This window comes from Streptomyces sp. NPDC056452 (genome assembly GCF_042796085.1).
Taxonomy (GTDB): domain Bacteria; phylum Actinomycetota; class Actinomycetes; order Streptomycetales; family Streptomycetaceae; genus Streptomyces.
Map to the genome: position 1 here is coordinate 104,270 of NZ_JBHTRI010000029.1, position 14,798 is coordinate 119,067.

General features: G+C 71.2%; 11 protein-coding genes and 1 pseudogene. 7 read left to right on the forward strand and 5 right to left on the reverse strand.

Translation table 11 applies throughout. The features are described 5' to 3' along the window. Window positions 1-22 precede the first annotated feature (22 nt). Window positions 23-1,225: an alpha/beta hydrolase family protein gene (locus tag ACFQ6X_RS26210; RefSeq protein ID WP_383184854.1), complete on the reverse strand. Its 1,203-nt coding sequence runs from the start codon at window positions 1,223-1,225 to the stop codon at window positions 23-25. 231 nt (window positions 1,226-1,456) lie between these two features. Here ACFQ6X_RS26210 and ACFQ6X_RS26215 point away from each other — a divergent pair, with 231 nt between their 5' ends. Further along, window positions 1,457-2,071, forward strand: coding sequence for a TetR/AcrR family transcriptional regulator (locus ACFQ6X_RS26215; protein WP_329215268.1), 615 nt, complete (start codon window positions 1,457-1,459; stop codon window positions 2,069-2,071). On the opposite strand, the gene ACFQ6X_RS26220 is transcribed toward ACFQ6X_RS26215, so the two are convergent. Together ACFQ6X_RS26220 and ACFQ6X_RS26225 are read right to left on the reverse strand one after the other, a co-directional pair. Beyond that, window positions 2,068-2,910, reverse strand: a complete 843-nt coding sequence (locus ACFQ6X_RS26220) for a MaoC/PaaZ C-terminal domain-containing protein (RefSeq protein ID WP_383184856.1) — start codon at window positions 2,908-2,910, stop codon at window positions 2,068-2,070. The two genes, ACFQ6X_RS26215 and ACFQ6X_RS26220, sit on opposite strands and share 4 nt — an antisense overlap. Before the next feature lie 4 nt (window positions 2,911-2,914). Then, complete coding sequence (locus ACFQ6X_RS26225) at window positions 2,915-4,234, reverse strand: 3-oxoacyl-ACP reductase (RefSeq protein ID WP_383184858.1); 1,320 nt, start codon at window positions 4,232-4,234, stop codon at window positions 2,915-2,917. 75 nt (window positions 4,235-4,309) lie between these two features. On the opposite strand from ACFQ6X_RS26225, the gene ACFQ6X_RS26230 reads away from it, so the two are divergent. The 4 genes and pseudogenes from ACFQ6X_RS26230 to ACFQ6X_RS26245 all read left to right on the forward strand — a co-directional run bounded on the left by ACFQ6X_RS26230 (window position 4,310) and on the right by ACFQ6X_RS26245 (window position 9,712). After that, window positions 4,310-5,587 (forward strand): acetyl-CoA C-acetyltransferase, encoded by a 1,278-nt coding sequence (locus tag ACFQ6X_RS26230; protein WP_383184860.1) that lies wholly within the window; start codon window positions 4,310-4,312, stop codon window positions 5,585-5,587. A gap of 129 nt (window positions 5,588-5,716) precedes the next feature. Further along, window positions 5,717-7,639 (forward strand): AMP-dependent synthetase/ligase, encoded by a 1,923-nt coding sequence (locus tag ACFQ6X_RS26235; protein WP_383184861.1) that lies wholly within the window; start codon window positions 5,717-5,719, stop codon window positions 7,637-7,639. Between the two features lie 113 nt (window positions 7,640-7,752). After that, window positions 7,753-7,875 (forward strand): annotated as a pseudogene (locus ACFQ6X_RS26240) (M23 family peptidase); the annotation flags it as partial. Between the two features lie 268 nt (window positions 7,876-8,143). Beyond that, a complete protein-coding gene (locus ACFQ6X_RS26245) occupies window positions 8,144-9,712 on the forward strand; it encodes an APC family permease (protein WP_383184863.1) in 1,569 nt (522 codons plus the stop codon). Window positions 9,713-9,722: 10 nt separating this feature from the next. On the opposite strand, the gene ACFQ6X_RS26250 is transcribed toward ACFQ6X_RS26245, so the two are convergent. Then, window positions 9,723-10,454 carry a siderophore-interacting protein gene (locus tag ACFQ6X_RS26250; RefSeq protein WP_383184864.1) on the reverse strand — a complete coding sequence of 244 codons (732 nt, stop codon included), beginning with the start codon at window positions 10,452-10,454 and terminating at the stop codon, window positions 9,723-9,725. A gap of 102 nt (window positions 10,455-10,556) precedes the next feature. Further along, window positions 10,557-12,080 (reverse strand): CehA/McbA family metallohydrolase, encoded by a 1,524-nt coding sequence (locus tag ACFQ6X_RS26255; protein ID WP_383184866.1) that lies wholly within the window; start codon window positions 12,078-12,080, stop codon window positions 10,557-10,559. Between the two features lie 211 nt (window positions 12,081-12,291). Here ACFQ6X_RS26255 and ACFQ6X_RS26260 point away from each other — a divergent pair, with 211 nt between their 5' ends. Both ACFQ6X_RS26260 and ACFQ6X_RS26265 read left to right on the forward strand, forming a co-directional pair. After that, entirely contained in the window at window positions 12,292-13,137 is an 846-nt protein-coding gene (locus tag ACFQ6X_RS26260; protein WP_383184868.1) for an LLM class F420-dependent oxidoreductase, read from the forward strand. Window positions 13,138-13,304: 167 nt separating this feature from the next. Next, complete coding sequence (locus ACFQ6X_RS26265; RefSeq protein ID WP_383184870.1) at window positions 13,305-14,789, forward strand: peptidoglycan D,D-transpeptidase FtsI family protein; 1,485 nt, start codon at window positions 13,305-13,307, stop codon at window positions 14,787-14,789. The last annotated feature ends 9 nt before the right edge of the window (window positions 14,790-14,798 follow it).

Genomic DNA, 14,798 nt, shown 5'->3' on the forward strand with positions numbered 1-14,798 from the left:
CCGTGACGTCGTCCCCGGGCGGTCAGGGGTGCTGGAGGACGACTTCGGGGTTGTCCGGCGACGGGCCGTCGAGGAGCGGCTGTTCCCGGCCCCGGAGGTGCAGGTCGAGGAAGGCGGCCACGTAGGCCCGGGTGATCCGTGTCGAGCGGTCGCCGGAGAGTGCGGCCTCGGGGTCGACCGGCAGGCCGAGCTGTTCGCCGAGTTCCGGGACGTCCGTGAAGGTGAAGTGGCCGGAGCCCTTGACGGTCAGCCACCGCTTCCAGCCGTCCAGGTGCCGCCAGCCCTCGTCCCAGGAGCCGTCCGCACCTCCGGGACGGTGGCCCGCGTCGGTGCCGAGCATCAGGAACGGGCGGTCGCCGATGCCCGAGCGGGGAACGGGCTCGAAGAAGGTGCCGTCCATGTTGATCCCCGCGTCGACGCGGGAGTCGCCGAGCATCGTGGAGGCCGCGGCGCTGCCGCCGATGGAGTGCCCCGCGGCGGCGACCCTGCGCCGGTCGATCATCCGGGACCTGTCCCAGGCCGGGCGGGGGCCGGTCAGCCGGTCGAGTACGAAGGTGAGGTCGTCGGCCCGTCCGGTGGAGACGGTCTTCAGCACGTCCCGCTCGGCCGCCTCGTCCGGCGCCGCCTCGACCGCGTCACAGGCCGCGCACGTGAGCATCCGCCCGCCGGGGAAGGCCGTCCCGGTGGACTCGTAGGCGTGATCGACACTGGCCACGACATAGCCGCGGCTCGCGAGGTCCTCCGCGAGGGAGGTGAGTGTGGCGCGGGGGGTACCGAAGCCGGGGGAGAGCAGCACCAGCGGGAACCGGCCCCGGGCGGCCCGGGCGTCGGTACGGCCATGGGTGGAGGTGGAGCTGACGACTGTGGGCGGCACGATGCCGTCCAGTTCTCGCTGCGCCAGGAACAGCCGGGCCTCTTCGGTGCTCATGTAGGGGGCGGTGCCGCTTCCGCCGCCGGGCCGGGCGGGGTAGTGGACCGACACCATGAGTTCGCGGTTCCCGGCGTCGGGCACCCAGGGGTCGGTGCGGTCGTGGTCGGTGAGGTGGAGAACGTCGGCGCCGACGGCGTACGGGCCGGTCGGGCGGGGCAGTTCGAGCGTGGCGGTGGATGCGGCAGGGGTGGTCGCGGGGCCGGATAAGGCGTGCGCGGTGACGGCGGGCGCGGCCGACAGGACAAGGGCCGTGAGGGCGGCGACGGTCGTTCTTCCAGGGAGTCTGAGCGTCATGTCACGGACACTAGGCGGCGGGAGCGGGCGACAGCATCGGACCCAGGTGTGATCCCGTGGGGGACCGGAGGCGTACGCGCCCGGCGGGGGTGAGGGGCGACTACCGGTCATCGTGGCCGGGCCCCGCCTCTTCCGTACGACGGGGGCGGGACCCGCGCCGTACTCTTACCGAGGAGTAGGGCAGTGGGGGCGGGAGGGAAGTCTGACGTGAGTGCAGTGAAGAGCAAACGGATGCCGCGCGCGGTCCGTGAGAAGCAGATGATGGATGCCGCGGTGCAGACCTTCGGGCAGCGCGGGTACCGGGCAGCTTCGATGGACGAGATCGCGGAGCTGGCCGGTGTGTCCAAGCCGTTGGTCTATCTGTATCTGAATTCCAAGGAAGAACTCTTCACCGCGTGTATCCGCCGCGAGGCAAAGGCGCTGGTGGAAGCGGTGCAGGCGGCGGTGGAGCCGGGGCTGCCGGCGGATCGCCAGTTGTGGGCGGGGCTGCGGGCGTTCTTCACGCACACCGCGGACAACCCGGACGGCTGGGCGGTCCTGCACCAGCAGGCGCGGTCGCAGGGGGAGCCGTTCGTCAGCGAGGTCGGGGTGCTGCGGGAGGAGATCGTTGCGTTCGTGACGGGTCTGATCGGGGCGGCGGCACGCGAGGCGCACCATGATCCGGCGCTGCCCGACCGGGATGTGGCCGGGCTTGCGCAGGCGCTCGTGGGGGCTGCGGAGGCGCTCGCGGGGTGGGCGAACGAGACTCCGGGCGTCTCGGCCAAGGAAGCGGCGGGCACCCTGATGAACTTCTCCTGGGCCGGCTTGGAGAACCTCATGCACGGCCGTGGGTGGCAGTCCCGCTAGCTGCCGTCCAGGGTCACACTGCCGGTGAGGTGGACGCGGCCCCCGCCGCGCACCTCGAAGGCGGAGCCCGCAGCCGCGTACGTCACGGTGGCCGGCAGCGGGAGGGGGGCCCTGAAGTCGGCCCGTACGGAACGGATTCGGCCCGGTTCGCCGGCTCCGATGCCGGCTTCGGCCTCGGAGAGGCAGCGGGCGACGGTCCACATGCCGTGCGCGATATGCCGGGGGAAGCCGAACAGCCGTGCCGTCAGCGGGTACAGGTGAATGGGGTTCCGGTCGCCGGACGCGGCACCGTACCGGCGGCCGAGGTCGCCGGGCAGCTGCCACTCGGCCACGGCGGGAAGGTCCTCGGGGACCGCCGCCCCGGCGGCCGGTGCGGTGGTGGTGCCGGTGGCGTGCCGGGACAGGTATCCGCTGCGCGACTCCCACACCAGCTCGCCCGCGAGCCGCGCCTCCGTCACCATCGTGACCTCGGTGCCGCGGCGATGGGGAGTCAGGCAGGCTGCGTACGCGGTGAGTTCGAGCCGGTCCTCCGGGTGCAGGGCCCGGTGCCGGGTGATGTCGATCCAGGTGTGGACGAGCCCCAGGACCGGCAGGGGGAAGGCCCGGCCGGTCATGACGCGCATGGCCAGGGGGAAGCCCAGGACGTGCGGGTAGGTGAGCGGCAGCACTCCGGGCCCGGTGAACCCGCAGACCCTGCTGTACGAGGCGAGGGGCCCGGGTGCGCTGCGGGCCGGGGGAAGCGACGCCCTGCCGGCTGGGAGCTCGGCGCCGGGCCGTCCCGCCCGCTTGAACGGCGAGGTGACGGCTCCGCGCAGGAGGGACACGCTCAGGCTCGACATCGGCTCAGGCCCCCAGCAGGCTCTGGCCGCAGACCCGCACGATCTGGCCGTTGACGGCGCTCGACGCGGGCTGGGCGAACCAGGCGGTGGTCTCGGCGACATCGACCGGAAGTCCGCCCTGGGAAAGGGAGTTCATCCGGCGGCCGGCCTCACGGATGAAGAGCGGCACGGCGGCGGTCATCTTCGTCTCGATGAAGCCGGGGGCGACCGCGTTGACGGTGACGCCGTGGTCGGCGGCGGCGTGCGGGGCCAGGGAGCGGACGAGGCCGATGATGCCCGCCTTGCTGGCCGCGTAGTTGGTCTGGCCGTTGTTCCCGGCGATCCCCGCGATGGATGCGGTGGCGACGATCCTGCCGCCGCGGTTCACGGCGCCCGCCTTGAGGAGGGCGTCGGTGGTGCGCAGGACGCTGTCCAGGTTGACTTCGATCACCGAGGCCCAGCGTTCGGCCGGCATGTTCGCGAGCCTGCGGTCCCGGGTGATGCCCGCGTTGTGGACGAGGATGTCGAGGCCCTCGGGTGCGGCCCCGGCGATCAGGTCGGCGGCGTCGGGTGCGGTGATGTCCAGCGGCAGGGCGGTGGCGCCGAGCCGGGCGGCGGTACGGGTCAGTTCCTCCTCGGCCTGCGGGATGTCCAGGCAGATCACCGTGGCGCCGTCCCGGGCCAGGACGGAGGCGACCGACGCTCCGATGCCGCGGGCCGCGCCGGTGACCAGCGCGGTGCGCCCGGACAGCGGCGCCGCCCAGTCGGCGACCGGGTCCGGGGTGGCGTCGGTGAGTTCGATGACCTGGCCGCTGATGTAGGCGGAGCGGGGGGAGAGCAGGAAGCGGAGCGTGGATTCCGCCGATGCGGCGGCGCCCGACGGGATCCGAAGCAGCTGCGCGGTGGCACCCTTGCCGATCTCCTTGCCGAGCGAGCGCACGAACCCTTCGAGTGCCTGCTGTGCCGCCGCCTGGTGGTGGTCGTCGGGGGACGGCGGGGCGCCGATGACGACGACGCGGCCTCCCGCGGCCAGCGAGCGCACGACGGGATGGAGCGCGGCGTGCACCTTCCCGAGTCCGGCGGCCGTGGTGATTCCGGTCGCGTCCAGGACGATGCCCGCCGGGTTGCCGGTCTGCTCGGTGGCCTCCGGGCCGATCTTCGCGAGAATCGCGCGCAGCATGTCCGAGATCGCCGATTCACCCGCTGTGAGGTGCAGCAACGGCCCGTCGAGTGTGGGATTCTCCAGCGTCCAGCGCCGCAGCTGCCGGGGCTGGGGCAGGCCGAGCCTGCGGGTCAGGAAGCGGCCGGGTGCTGTGCCGGTGAGGTGCAGATAGCGGTCGGCCATTGTCCAGACTCCTGCTCGGTCGTAGATTTACTCCGGAGTAAGGTTACTCTGGAGTCAGGAGTTGGTCGAGATGAGTTGGTCGAGTTGATCCCCCTCGCACTTCCGCAGCCGCGCAGGGTCGCGGTCATCGGCGGCAGTCGCATCCCGTTCGCCCGCTCCGACGGCCCGTACGCGCAGGCCTCCAACCAGGAGATGCTCACCGCCGCACTGGACGGACTGGTCGAGCGGTTCGGTCTGCGGGGGCAGCGGGTCGGCGAGTTCGTCGCGGGCGCGGTCCTCAAGCACAGCCGCGACTTCAACCTGGCACGCGAGACCGTCCTGGGTTCCGCCCTCGACCCGCGCACCCCCGCGTACGACATCCAACAGGCCTGCGGCACGGGCCTGCAGGCCGTCATCGCCGCCGCCAACAAGATCACGCTCGGGGTCGTCGACTCGGCGATCGCGGGCGGCGCCGACACCACGAGCGATGCGCCCCTCGGCGTCAACGACCAGCTGCGCAGGCTGCTCCTCGAGGCCCGCCGCGCCAAGTCGACGGGCGCCCGGATCAAGGCCCTGTCGGGCGTACGCCCCCGGCACCTCGTCCCGGACATCCCGCGCAACGAGGAACCCCGCACCGGTCTCTCGATGGGTGAGCACGCCGCGGTCACCGCGCGGAAGTGGGGCATCACCCGCGCCGACCAGGACCTGCTGGCGGCCACCAGCCACCAGCGGCTCGCCGCCGCGTACGAGCGGGGCTTCCTGGACGACCTCGTCGTCCCGTACCGCGGTCTGGACCGTGACCAGAACCTGCGGCCCGGCTCCACCGTCGAGAAACTCGCCACGCTGAAACCGGTGTTCGGAGCAGGCCACCCCGACGCGACGATGACGGCGGGCAATTCGACCCCGCTCACCGACGGCGCGGCCACCGTGCTGCTGGCGAGCGAGGAGTGGGCGCAGGCGCACGGCCTGGAGCCGCTCGCATACCTGTCGCTGTACGAGACGGCGGCCGTCGACCACGTCAGCGGCGAGGACGGACTGCTGATGGCGCCCGCGTACGCCGTACCGCGCATGCTGGAGCGCGCCGGGCTCACCTTCGACGACTTCGACCTCTTCGAGATCCACGAGGCCTTCGCCTCCCAGGTGCTTGCCACGCTGGCCTCCTGGGAGAAGCAGGGGCTGGCGGCGATCGACCGCGACAAGCTCAACGTGGCGGGATCGTCCCTGGCCACGGGGCATCCGTTCGCCGCGACCGGTGCGAGGATCGTCGCGACCCTGGCCGGGCTCCTCGCGGAACGGGACGTTCCGGGCCGGGGCCTGATCTCCGTCTGCGCCGCGGGCGGCCAGGGAGTCACCGCCGTCCTGGAACGCCCCTGACCCCGCCGGACGGAACCGGGCGCCGGCTCGCCCGCCGCGCCCCCGCACGACCCCGCGCACCCCACAGCCCGCACCGGTACCGGACCCACGGACGAGCCCGGTGCCGACCCCCATGCCGAGGAGCCGCTCGTGTCCACGTCAGCCGCTGCCGCCGCTTCCGCGGCCCCCACCGTGCCCGTTCTGGTCGAGCCCACCAAGGTCAGAGCCGCCGACGGCACGGTACGGGAGGTCTCCGTACCCCTGTTCGCGCCGACCGTTCAGGCCGGATCGCTCGCGGACATCCCCTTCGACAACGCCCGCGAGGCCCCTTCCGAGGCCGTCCTCAGCCGCAGGCAGTCCGACAGCACCTGGCGGGACGTGACAGCCGCGGAGTTCGCGGAGGAGGTGCGGGCGGTGGCCAAGGGCCTCATCGCCGAGGGCCTCCAGACGGGTGACCGGGTCGCGATCATGGCCCGTACGACCTACGAATGGACGCTGCTCGACTTCGCGGCCTGGGCGGCCGGGCTGGTCACGGTGCCCGTCTACCCCACCTCGTCCGCCTTCCAGACCCGCTGGATACTCCAGGACTCCGGCGCCGTGGCCTGCGCCGTGGAGACCAAGGAGCAGGGCAGGCTGGTCAGCCAGGAGCGGCAGCAGCTCGGCGATCTCGCCCACCTCTGGCAGTTCGACACCGGTGCCATCGGCCGCCTGAAGTCGCTGGGCAAGCAGATCCCCGACGCGGAGGTCGCCGCGCGGCGTTCGGCTCTGCGGCCCGACAGCCCCGCCACCCTCATCTACACCTCGGGCACCACGGGCCGACCCAAGGGCTGCGTCCTGACCCACGGCAACTTCTTCGCCGAGGTCGACAACGCGATCGAGCTGCTGCACCCGGTCTTCAAGTCCGTCTCCAAGTACCCCGCCTCCACCCTCCTCTTCCTGCCCCTGTCCCATGTCTTCGGCCGGATGGTCGCGGTCGGCTGCCTGCGCGCCCGGGTCCGGCTCGGCCATGCGCCCTCCATCCAGACCGAGGACCTGCTGGCGGACCTGGCGGGCTTCAAGCCCTCGTTCCTGCTGGCGATCCCGTACGTCCTGGAGAAGGTCTTCAACACCGGCCGGGCCACCGCCGAGAAGATGGGCCGTGCCTCGTCCTTCGACCGTGCGGCACGTATCGCCCAGCGCTACGGCGAGGCGGTCGAGGCCGCCGAACACGGCACGGGACCCGGCCCGGGACCCGGCCTGCGCGTCGCCCGGGCCCTGTACGACCCGCTGGTCTACCGCCGCATCCGGGCCGCGCTCGGCGGCCACGTCCGGTACGCGATCTGCGGCGGCTCCCCGCTGGGGCACCGGCTCGCCGCGTTCTACGCGGGCGCCGGCATCGAGATCTTCGAGGGCTACGGCCTCACCGAGACCACCGCGGCCGCCACCGTCACCCCGCCCCTCAAGCCCCGCCTGGGCACGGTGGGCTGGCCGCTGCCCGGCACCGCCGTACGGATCGCGGACGACGGCGAGGTCCTGCTCAGCGGCGGCCAGGTCTTCCAGGGCTACTGGGACACCGAGCGCAGCGAGGCGGTCCCGTATCTGGAGGACGACACCTGGTTCCCGACCGGCGACCTCGGTGCGCTGGACGAGGACGGCTACCTCACGATCACCGGCCGCAAGAAGGACATCATCATCACGTCCGGCGGCAAGAACGTCATCCCGGCTCCGCTGGAGGACTGGCTGCGCGCCCATCCGCTGGTCGGCCAGTGTCTGGTGGTCGGTGACAACCGTCCGTTCGTCACCGCTCTGATCACCCTGGAGCCGGACGGGCTCGCGCACTGGCGCCGGATGCGCAAGAAGGTGGACGTGCCGATGCGCGAACTCGTCCAGGACGAGGAGCTGCGCGCGGCTCTGCAGCGCGCGGTCGACGAGGCCAACCGGCTGGTCTCGCGTGCCGAGTCCATCCGCAAGTTCACGGTCCTGCCGCAGGACTTCACCGAGCAGAGCGGCCACCTCACCCCGTCCCTGAAGCTGAAGCGGGACGCGATCACACGCGACTTCGACGCGGAGATCGAGGACCTGTACCGCAGGTAGGTGTCGGTCAACGCGCGGAGGGGCGGACTCAGTTGGAACCGCCCCTCTTGGATTGATGCCCGCACCCCGTACCTCCCGGGACCCGGGGCCCGACTCGGAGGAAGAATGCGCTCGATACGCATTGCGTCTACGCCGGCAAGAACGGGCGGGGGGCGTACGTGTCCGCGTACTACCTCTCCCGCTGGGGCAACGACGAGGCCCGCGACAACAACGGCGCGGTGATCCCGGACTGCTGAGCGTCCTGCGGGCCCCGCGCAACGCCGCGGGGCCCGCCCGGGGCAGACGCTCGGCGGGCCGCGGGAATTTTTGAATCGGGGCAAATCGGGCGGGAGTGCGGTTCTCGTACGCTGCCACGACCACTCTGGGGCCATTCAATGGAAGGCTCCAGCTCTCGGAAGCCTTGAATTCATGCGTAAAAGCAGAGAGATTGGCCGCGAAGTCAAGGGTGAGACATGGGAGTCTCATCCTCCGGATGTGGATATCGCAGCGCATAGCGTCCTCCTCATGACTCAGCTGGACGCGCGGCCGCAGGCCGGAGACGCGGTACGGAGAAGCGGCCCGGCCGACGGGGGCGTACGCGAGAAGGGCCTGGGCGGGAACTCCGTCGGCCTGATGGGCAGCGCCGTCATCGGCATCTCCACCGTCGCCCCGGTGTACTGCCTGACCTCCACCCTCGGCTCCACCGCCGGTGAGGTCGGTGTACAGATGCCGGCCGTCTTCCTGGCCGGGTTCCTTCCGATGCTGCTGGTCGCCTTCGCGTATCGCGAGCTCAACAAGGTCATGCCGGACTGCGGAACCTCCTTCACCTGGACCGTGAAGGCCTTCGGTCCGCGCCTCGGCTGGATGTGCGGCTGGGGCCTGGTCATCGCGACGATCATCGTTCTGTCGAATCTGGCGGGCGTCGCCACGTCGTACTTCTGGCTGTTGGCCGGCGAGATCACGGGCAGCGATTCGATCGCCGCCCTGGACGACAGCAAGCCGGTTCACATCCTCACCTGCCTCGTCCTCATCGCGGCCGCGACGGCGATCAGCTACCGGGGGATGACCGCTACGAAGGGCGTCCAGTACGCCCTGGTGGGGCTGCAACTCGTGGTCCTGGCCGTGTTCGTGGCGATGGCCCTGCAGAAGGCGGGCAGCGGGGACTTCGCCGCGTCGTCGGTGGACTTCTCGTGGTCCTGGCTCAATCCGTTCGCCGTCCAGTCCTTCGCCGCCTTCACGGCCGGCCTGTCCCTGTCGATCTTCATGTTCTGGGGCTGGGACGCCTGCCTGACCGCGAACGAGGAGACCACCGGGAGCGAGAAGACCCCGGGCCGCGCCGCCCTCATCGCCATGGTCGTCCTGGTCGGCTCCTACCTGGCCACCGGAATCGCCGCCCAGATGGCTGTCGGCGCCGGTGACTCCGGTCTCGGCCTCGCCAACCCGGACACGTCCGACAACGTCTTCGCCGCCCTCGCCGGCCCGGTCATGGGCCCCGGCCTCGGCATCCTGCTCTTCCTGGCGGTCCTGGCCTCGGCGGCCGCCAGCCTGCAGACCACCTTCATCCCGGTGGCGCGCACGGTGCTGGCGATGTCCGCGTACGAGGCGCTGCCCGCCTCGTACGCCCGTGTCCACCCGCGCTTCAGGACGCCGGGCAGGGCCACGGTCGTGGCGGGTATCGCGACCGGCGTCTTCTATACGGTGATGACCCTGCTCAGCGAGCACGTCCTGGTCGACACGATCTACGCGCTCGGCCTGATGATCTGCTTCTACTACGCCCTGACGGCCTTCGCCTGCGCCTGGTACTTCCGTGCCGACCTGACCCGCTCCCCGCGTGACCTGGTCTTCAAGGGCCTGTGCCCCGTGGTCGGCGGCAGTCTGCTCACGGCGGTCTTCGGCAAGACCCTGTACGACATGTGGGACCCGGCGTACGGCTCCGGCTCGTCGGTGTTCGGCGTCGGCTCGGTCTTCGTGATCGGCGTCGGACTGCTGGCGCTCGGCGTGGTGCTGATGCTGGTGATGCGGCGCCGCAGCCCGGCGTTCTTCCGGGGCGAGGTGCTGACGAAGGAGACCCCGGCGCTGGTCGTCGAGGGCTGAGGGGCGGACCTCAGGCGGCGCGCCAGTAGCCCAGCGCGTTCACCCGGTCCTTGGCGAGGCCGAGCTCCTTGCGGGCGTACGAGGACAGGGCCCGGGTCGTCGCCGTGTCGCAGGCGATCCAGAGGTAGGCGTCGGAGGCGTCGTCGCCGAGCAGGTCCGGCAGGGCGGCCTTCACCTCGGCGACCAGGTGCTTGCCCGCGTCGCGACGCGGGACCGTGTGCAGGGTGTGGCGGGCCGGGTCCAAGCGCAGGGGCAGCTTCTCGTCGGCGGCGTGCGCGTTCTCGAACCAGATCGTCGCCGGTGTCTCAGGGACCGCGTCCAGCAGGGAGTTGACCGCGGGCAGCGAGGCGGCGTCGCCGACCAGGAAGAGCCGGGCGGGCCGCGGTTCGGGCAGGGTGAAGCCGGTGCCCTGAAGGGTGGCGTCGACGGTGTCGCCCGGCTGGACGGTCCGGGCCCAGGTGCTCGCGGCCCCGTCGTGGAGGGCGAACTCCAGGCTGAACGTCCCGGTCTCCCGGTCGGGGTCGACGAGTGTGTAGGCGCGCTGGTGGGGTTTGCCGTCCTGCTCGAACCAGATCCTGACCCACATCGTCGGGTGCGCGCCGTCCGTGGCGTCGAGCAGTCCACCGTCGGTCAGATGCACCCGCCGGAAGTTCTCGGTGACCTGTTCGGTCCCGGTGACGGTGAACGTGAAGTCACGCCCCCGGAACAGCTTGAGGACGACGCCCTCCCAGCCATGACCCACGACCGTGCCCCTCCCACCCGACGAATAATTGAGGTTAGGCTAACCTAAATTACCGGCTCCGGGGAGTGGTGCCGCACCGAGAGGGGCAGTCGCGGCAGCGGGCTAACGCCCCAGGAACACCGGGTTGGTGAGCGCGGCCAGTGCTCCCGGCAGCCCCGGCACCGATGCGGGGTGCCGCACCTCGGCCCGCACATAGGCCGCGTACGAGGGAGTGGTGCGCCACTCGACCGTGCCCGACCCGGACTCCGCCAGCGCGGCCGTGAACAGGGTGCCCTGGTCGGTGACGAAGTGCGCCTTGCACCCCGGCGCGCCGGTGACCTCCAGCCGTACCGTGACGGGTGCGTCCTCGTCGGCCCGCAGCCGCTCACCGATCCCGGCGTGCAGGCCGCGCCCGCCCGAGGCGCCGAACGCGAGCGTGACGGCGGACGACTCGGCGATGTACGAGCGGCCCGCCCGGATGCCCGCGGTGATCGCCTTCCGCGACAGCTCGTCGGCCAGGACGACGGTCTGCGGCAGCCCGACCTTGTCGGGCTCGCGGTGGGCGTCGCTGTTGCCCATGGCCGGGATCCACGGCTTCGACGCGCGGACGGCCGCGACGAGGGAGTTGTCCCACTCGGCGAGCGCGATCTCGTCCTCCGGCGTGTACGGGCCGTTCCACACCTCCACCGCGTCCGCCTCGCCGAAGCCGAACTTCCAGTGGCAGCCGATGCAGGTGGCGTGCGGATGCGCGGGCACGACCAGGCCGCCGGCCCGCCTCACGGCCTTCGCGAAATGCCCGAAGCGGTTGTCGCGCGCCCGGTAGCGCCAGTCGACGAACGTGCCCGGGTCGGTGGCGAGTGCCACGACGTGCCCGTTGCGGGTGGTGACCTCCTCGCCCGTCAGGACCAGCAGGTCGTCACCCCACAGCCCCTGCCAGGCGCTGTGCGCGGAGTGGGTGTTGTGCTCGCTGCTGTTGATGAAGTCCAGCCCGGCGGCACGCGCGGCGGCCGCGATGTCCGCCGGGGTGCGCTTGCCGTCGGAGTGGACGGAGTGCAGATGGCAGTCCCCTCGGTACCAGGCCCTGCCGCGCCCCTTCGCGCGCTCGGGCGGGTAGACGGGCTCGGGGGTGGTGCCGGTGGGCCCGAAGGTCAGCGTGACGGTGACCTCGTACGGGAGGCCCTCCGGCGCCACGGTGTACGGGCCCAGCGCGATGTGCCAGGTCCCGGCCCGTACAGGCCCCGGGATGTAGCCGGGTGTCGCCTCCTCGGCCCGGATGAAGAAGCTGCCGCGCGCCCCGCCGGACCAGCCGCGGAAGCCGCGCCCGCCCAGCTCGGTGCCGCGCTCGTCGAAGATCCCGATGTCGAGGGCGTTGCCCTGGGTGCCGGCCGGTACGGGAGTCTTCACGTACGTGTACGAGACGGCGATCTCCCGTACTCCGCGCGGCACTTCGACGGGCAGGTGGACGAAGTCGGGGCATCCGGTGGGCAGGGTGCCGCGCACGGTCCGCACCGCCGTGACCGGGCCGTCCCCGCTGTCGTCCCCGGGGCCGGGCGTGGGTGCGGCGTCGGCGAAGCTCACAGGGCCCAACGTTAGAGCCGTGGCCGCGGTCCCGACGAGAAGGCCGCGCCTGGCTATCGATCCGGTCATACGAGTGGCTCCCCAGGGTGTCGTGAGTGACGAGGGTGACGTACTCGAACTCTCGTATGAGGCCGTGAACTCCGGGGAAACGCAAGAGGGGAAACGGCCTTCGCGAAGCCGCACGACCCGGGGTGTGATCGGAAGCGCCGCTTTGTGCACCCGGGGGCACGCGACCGCATACCTTGGTGCCGTCACCGGACGACGACGGAGGTGTCCGCGCATGCGGATCGCGACAACGATCTTCCTCACCGACGAGACGATCACGCCCGTACGGCTCGCGCGGGAGCTGGAGCAGCGCGGTTTCGCCGGGCTGTACCTGCCCGAGCACACGCACATCCCGGTGAGCAGGGACACCCCGTACCCGGCGGGCGGCGAGCTCCCGCCCGAGTACGGCCGCACCCTCGACCCGTTCGTCGCCCTGGGCCAGGCCGCGGCGGTCACGGAGCGCCTGGCCCTCGGCACCGGCATCACCCTGGTCGCCCGGCACGACCCGATCGTCCTGGCGAAGCAGGCGGCCACGCTCGACCACCTCTCCGGCGGCCGGTTCACGCTCGGTGTCGGCTTCGGCTGGAACGTGGAGGAGGCCGCGGACCACGGGGTCACCTGGTCGACACGGCGGGCGCTGGCGAGCGACCGTATGGCGTTGATGAGGGCCCTGTGGGCGGACGAACCGACCGCGTACGACGGTGAGTTCGCCTCGGTCAGGGCGAGCGACGCGTATCCGAAGCCGGTACGGAAGCCGCGCGGGCCGGTGAACGGCCCGCGCACCCTGATCGGCGGAGCGGCGGGGCCGAAACTGTTCGCACAGATCGCCGGCGACGCGGACGGCTGGCTGCCGATCGGCGGGCGCGGCCTCTCGGAGTCCGTACCGCAGCTGCGTGCGGCCTGGGAGTCGGCCGGCCGCGACCCGAAGCAGCTCCAGGTGGTGCCGTACGCGGTCGTGCCCAGCCCGGGCAAGCTGGCGCACTATGCGGACCTGGGTGTCGAGGAGGTCGTCCTGCAACTGCCGCCTGCGGGCGAGGCGGAGGTTCTGAGGGCGCTGGACGCGTACGCCGCGTATCTCTGACGGCCGGGCTGCCACCCTGCAGGGCGGCCGCGCTGCAGGGTGGCTGGGATCGTCCGGTGGGGATCTTCGGACGCAACCGTGAGCGCTAAAGTTGCATCTTTCACCAACGGACATCGATGGTGCGGCCCGCGTGCGTGTGTGCTCGGCTGCCGGGGATCAGGAGCACGATGAACAGGCCGTTGCGGCACATAGCCATCTTCTGCGGGCTGCTGATGCTCGCTCTGCTGCTCCGCACCAACTGGCTGCAGTTCACCAAGAGCGAGGAGCTCGCCACCCACGAGCACAACCGCCGGGTCAAGATCACCCAGTTCGCGACACCGCGCGGCGACATCATCGTGAACGGCAAGGCGATCACGGGCTCGAAGGAGGTCTCGGGGACCGACTTCAAGTACCAGCGCACCTTCAAGGACGGCGCGATGTACGCCCCGGTCACCGGCTACGCCTCCCAGGCGCAGGGCATGTCCCTGCTGGAGAAGACGTACGACAGCGTGCTCAGCGGCCAGGACGAGCGCTTCGCCTTCTCCAACGCCAAGGACATCCTCACGGGCGAGGAGCGGCGCGGCGGCGATGTGATCACGACCATCGACCCGAAGGCGCAGGAGGCCGCGTACAAGGGGCTCACCGACCTCGACGCGCGGGGTGCGGTCGTCGCTCTCGACCCGGAGACGGGCAAGGTGCTCGCCCTGGTCTCGACTCCTTCGTACGATCCCTCGGTCTTCGCCGGCAACTCCTTCAAGGAGGGCGACAAGTTCCAGTCACTCGTCGACGCCAAGAGCAAGCCGCTGGCCAACCGCCCGCTGCGCGAGACCTTCCCGCCCGGCTCCACGTTCAAGATCCTCACGGCCGCCGCCGCCCTGGAGCACGGCGTCGTCACGGACGTGGACGCCGCGACCGACGCGGTCTCCCCGTACAAGCTGCCGCTCTCCTCGAACACGATCAGCAGCGAGGCCGGCGACCGGACCTGCAACAAGGCCTCGTTCAAGACAGCCATGCAGTTCTCCTGCAACAACGTGTTCCTCGACGCGGCTTCCAAGCTGGGCGACGACAGGATGCGGGAGACGGCGCAGAAGTTCGGCTTCAACTCCGATGTGTACTCCGAGGACTTCGGCGACATGCTCGCCACGAAGAGCCTCTACCCCGGGGAGCTGGACAAGCCGGGCACGGCCCTGACCGGCATGGGCCAGGGCAGCCTCACCAGCACGCCGATGCAGATGGCCATGGTGACCGCCGCCCTCGCCAACGACGGCAAGCTGATGCAGCCCTACATCGTCGAGGAACTGCGCGGCCCGGACCTGTCCACGCTGGAGAAGCACGAGCCGAAGCTCAAGAGCCAGGCGGTCTCCGAGGACACGGCGAAGAAGGTCCAGGAAATGATGGAGTTCACGGCCCGTGAGGGCAGCGCGAAGCGCGCGCTGATCGACGGTGTGACGGTGGGCGGCAAGACCGGTACGGCGCAGCGCGGTGACGATGTGACCAAGGAGGTGCCGTACGGCTGGTTCGTCTCGTACGGCAAGAAGCCCGACGGTCAGTCGGTGGCCGTCGCTGTGTTCATCGACCCGACGGCGATGGACATCTCCCGCGAGGACATCTCGGGTGGCGGCCTGGGCGGCCCGATCGCGCGGGACGTGATGAAGGCGGTCCTCGGCAAGTAGACCGGACCC

Excerpts from the sequence above, each read along its gene's own strand:
- ACFQ6X_RS26210 (WP_383184854.1), bottom strand. The coding sequence starts at position 1,225 with ATGACGCTCAGACTCCCTGGAAGAACGACCGTCGCCGCCCTCACGGCC.
- ACFQ6X_RS26215 (WP_329215268.1), top strand. The coding sequence starts at position 1,457 with ATGCCGCGCGCGGTCCGTGAGAAGCAGATGATGGATGCCGCGGTGCAG.
- ACFQ6X_RS26220 (WP_383184856.1), bottom strand. The coding sequence starts at position 2,910 with ATGTCGAGCCTGAGCGTGTCCCTCCTGCGCGGAGCCGTCACCTCGCCG.
- ACFQ6X_RS26225 (WP_383184858.1), bottom strand. The coding sequence starts at position 4,234 with ATGGCCGACCGCTATCTGCACCTCACCGGCACAGCACCCGGCCGCTTC.
- ACFQ6X_RS26245 (WP_383184863.1), top strand. The coding sequence starts at position 8,144 with ATGACTCAGCTGGACGCGCGGCCGCAGGCCGGAGACGCGGTACGGAGA.
- ACFQ6X_RS26255 (WP_383184866.1), bottom strand. The coding sequence starts at position 12,080 with ATGACCGGATCGATAGCCAGGCGCGGCCTTCTCGTCGGGACCGCGGCC.
- ACFQ6X_RS26260 (WP_383184868.1), top strand. The coding sequence starts at position 12,292 with ATGCGGATCGCGACAACGATCTTCCTCACCGACGAGACGATCACGCCC.
- ACFQ6X_RS26265 (WP_383184870.1), top strand. The coding sequence starts at position 13,305 with ATGAACAGGCCGTTGCGGCACATAGCCATCTTCTGCGGGCTGCTGATG.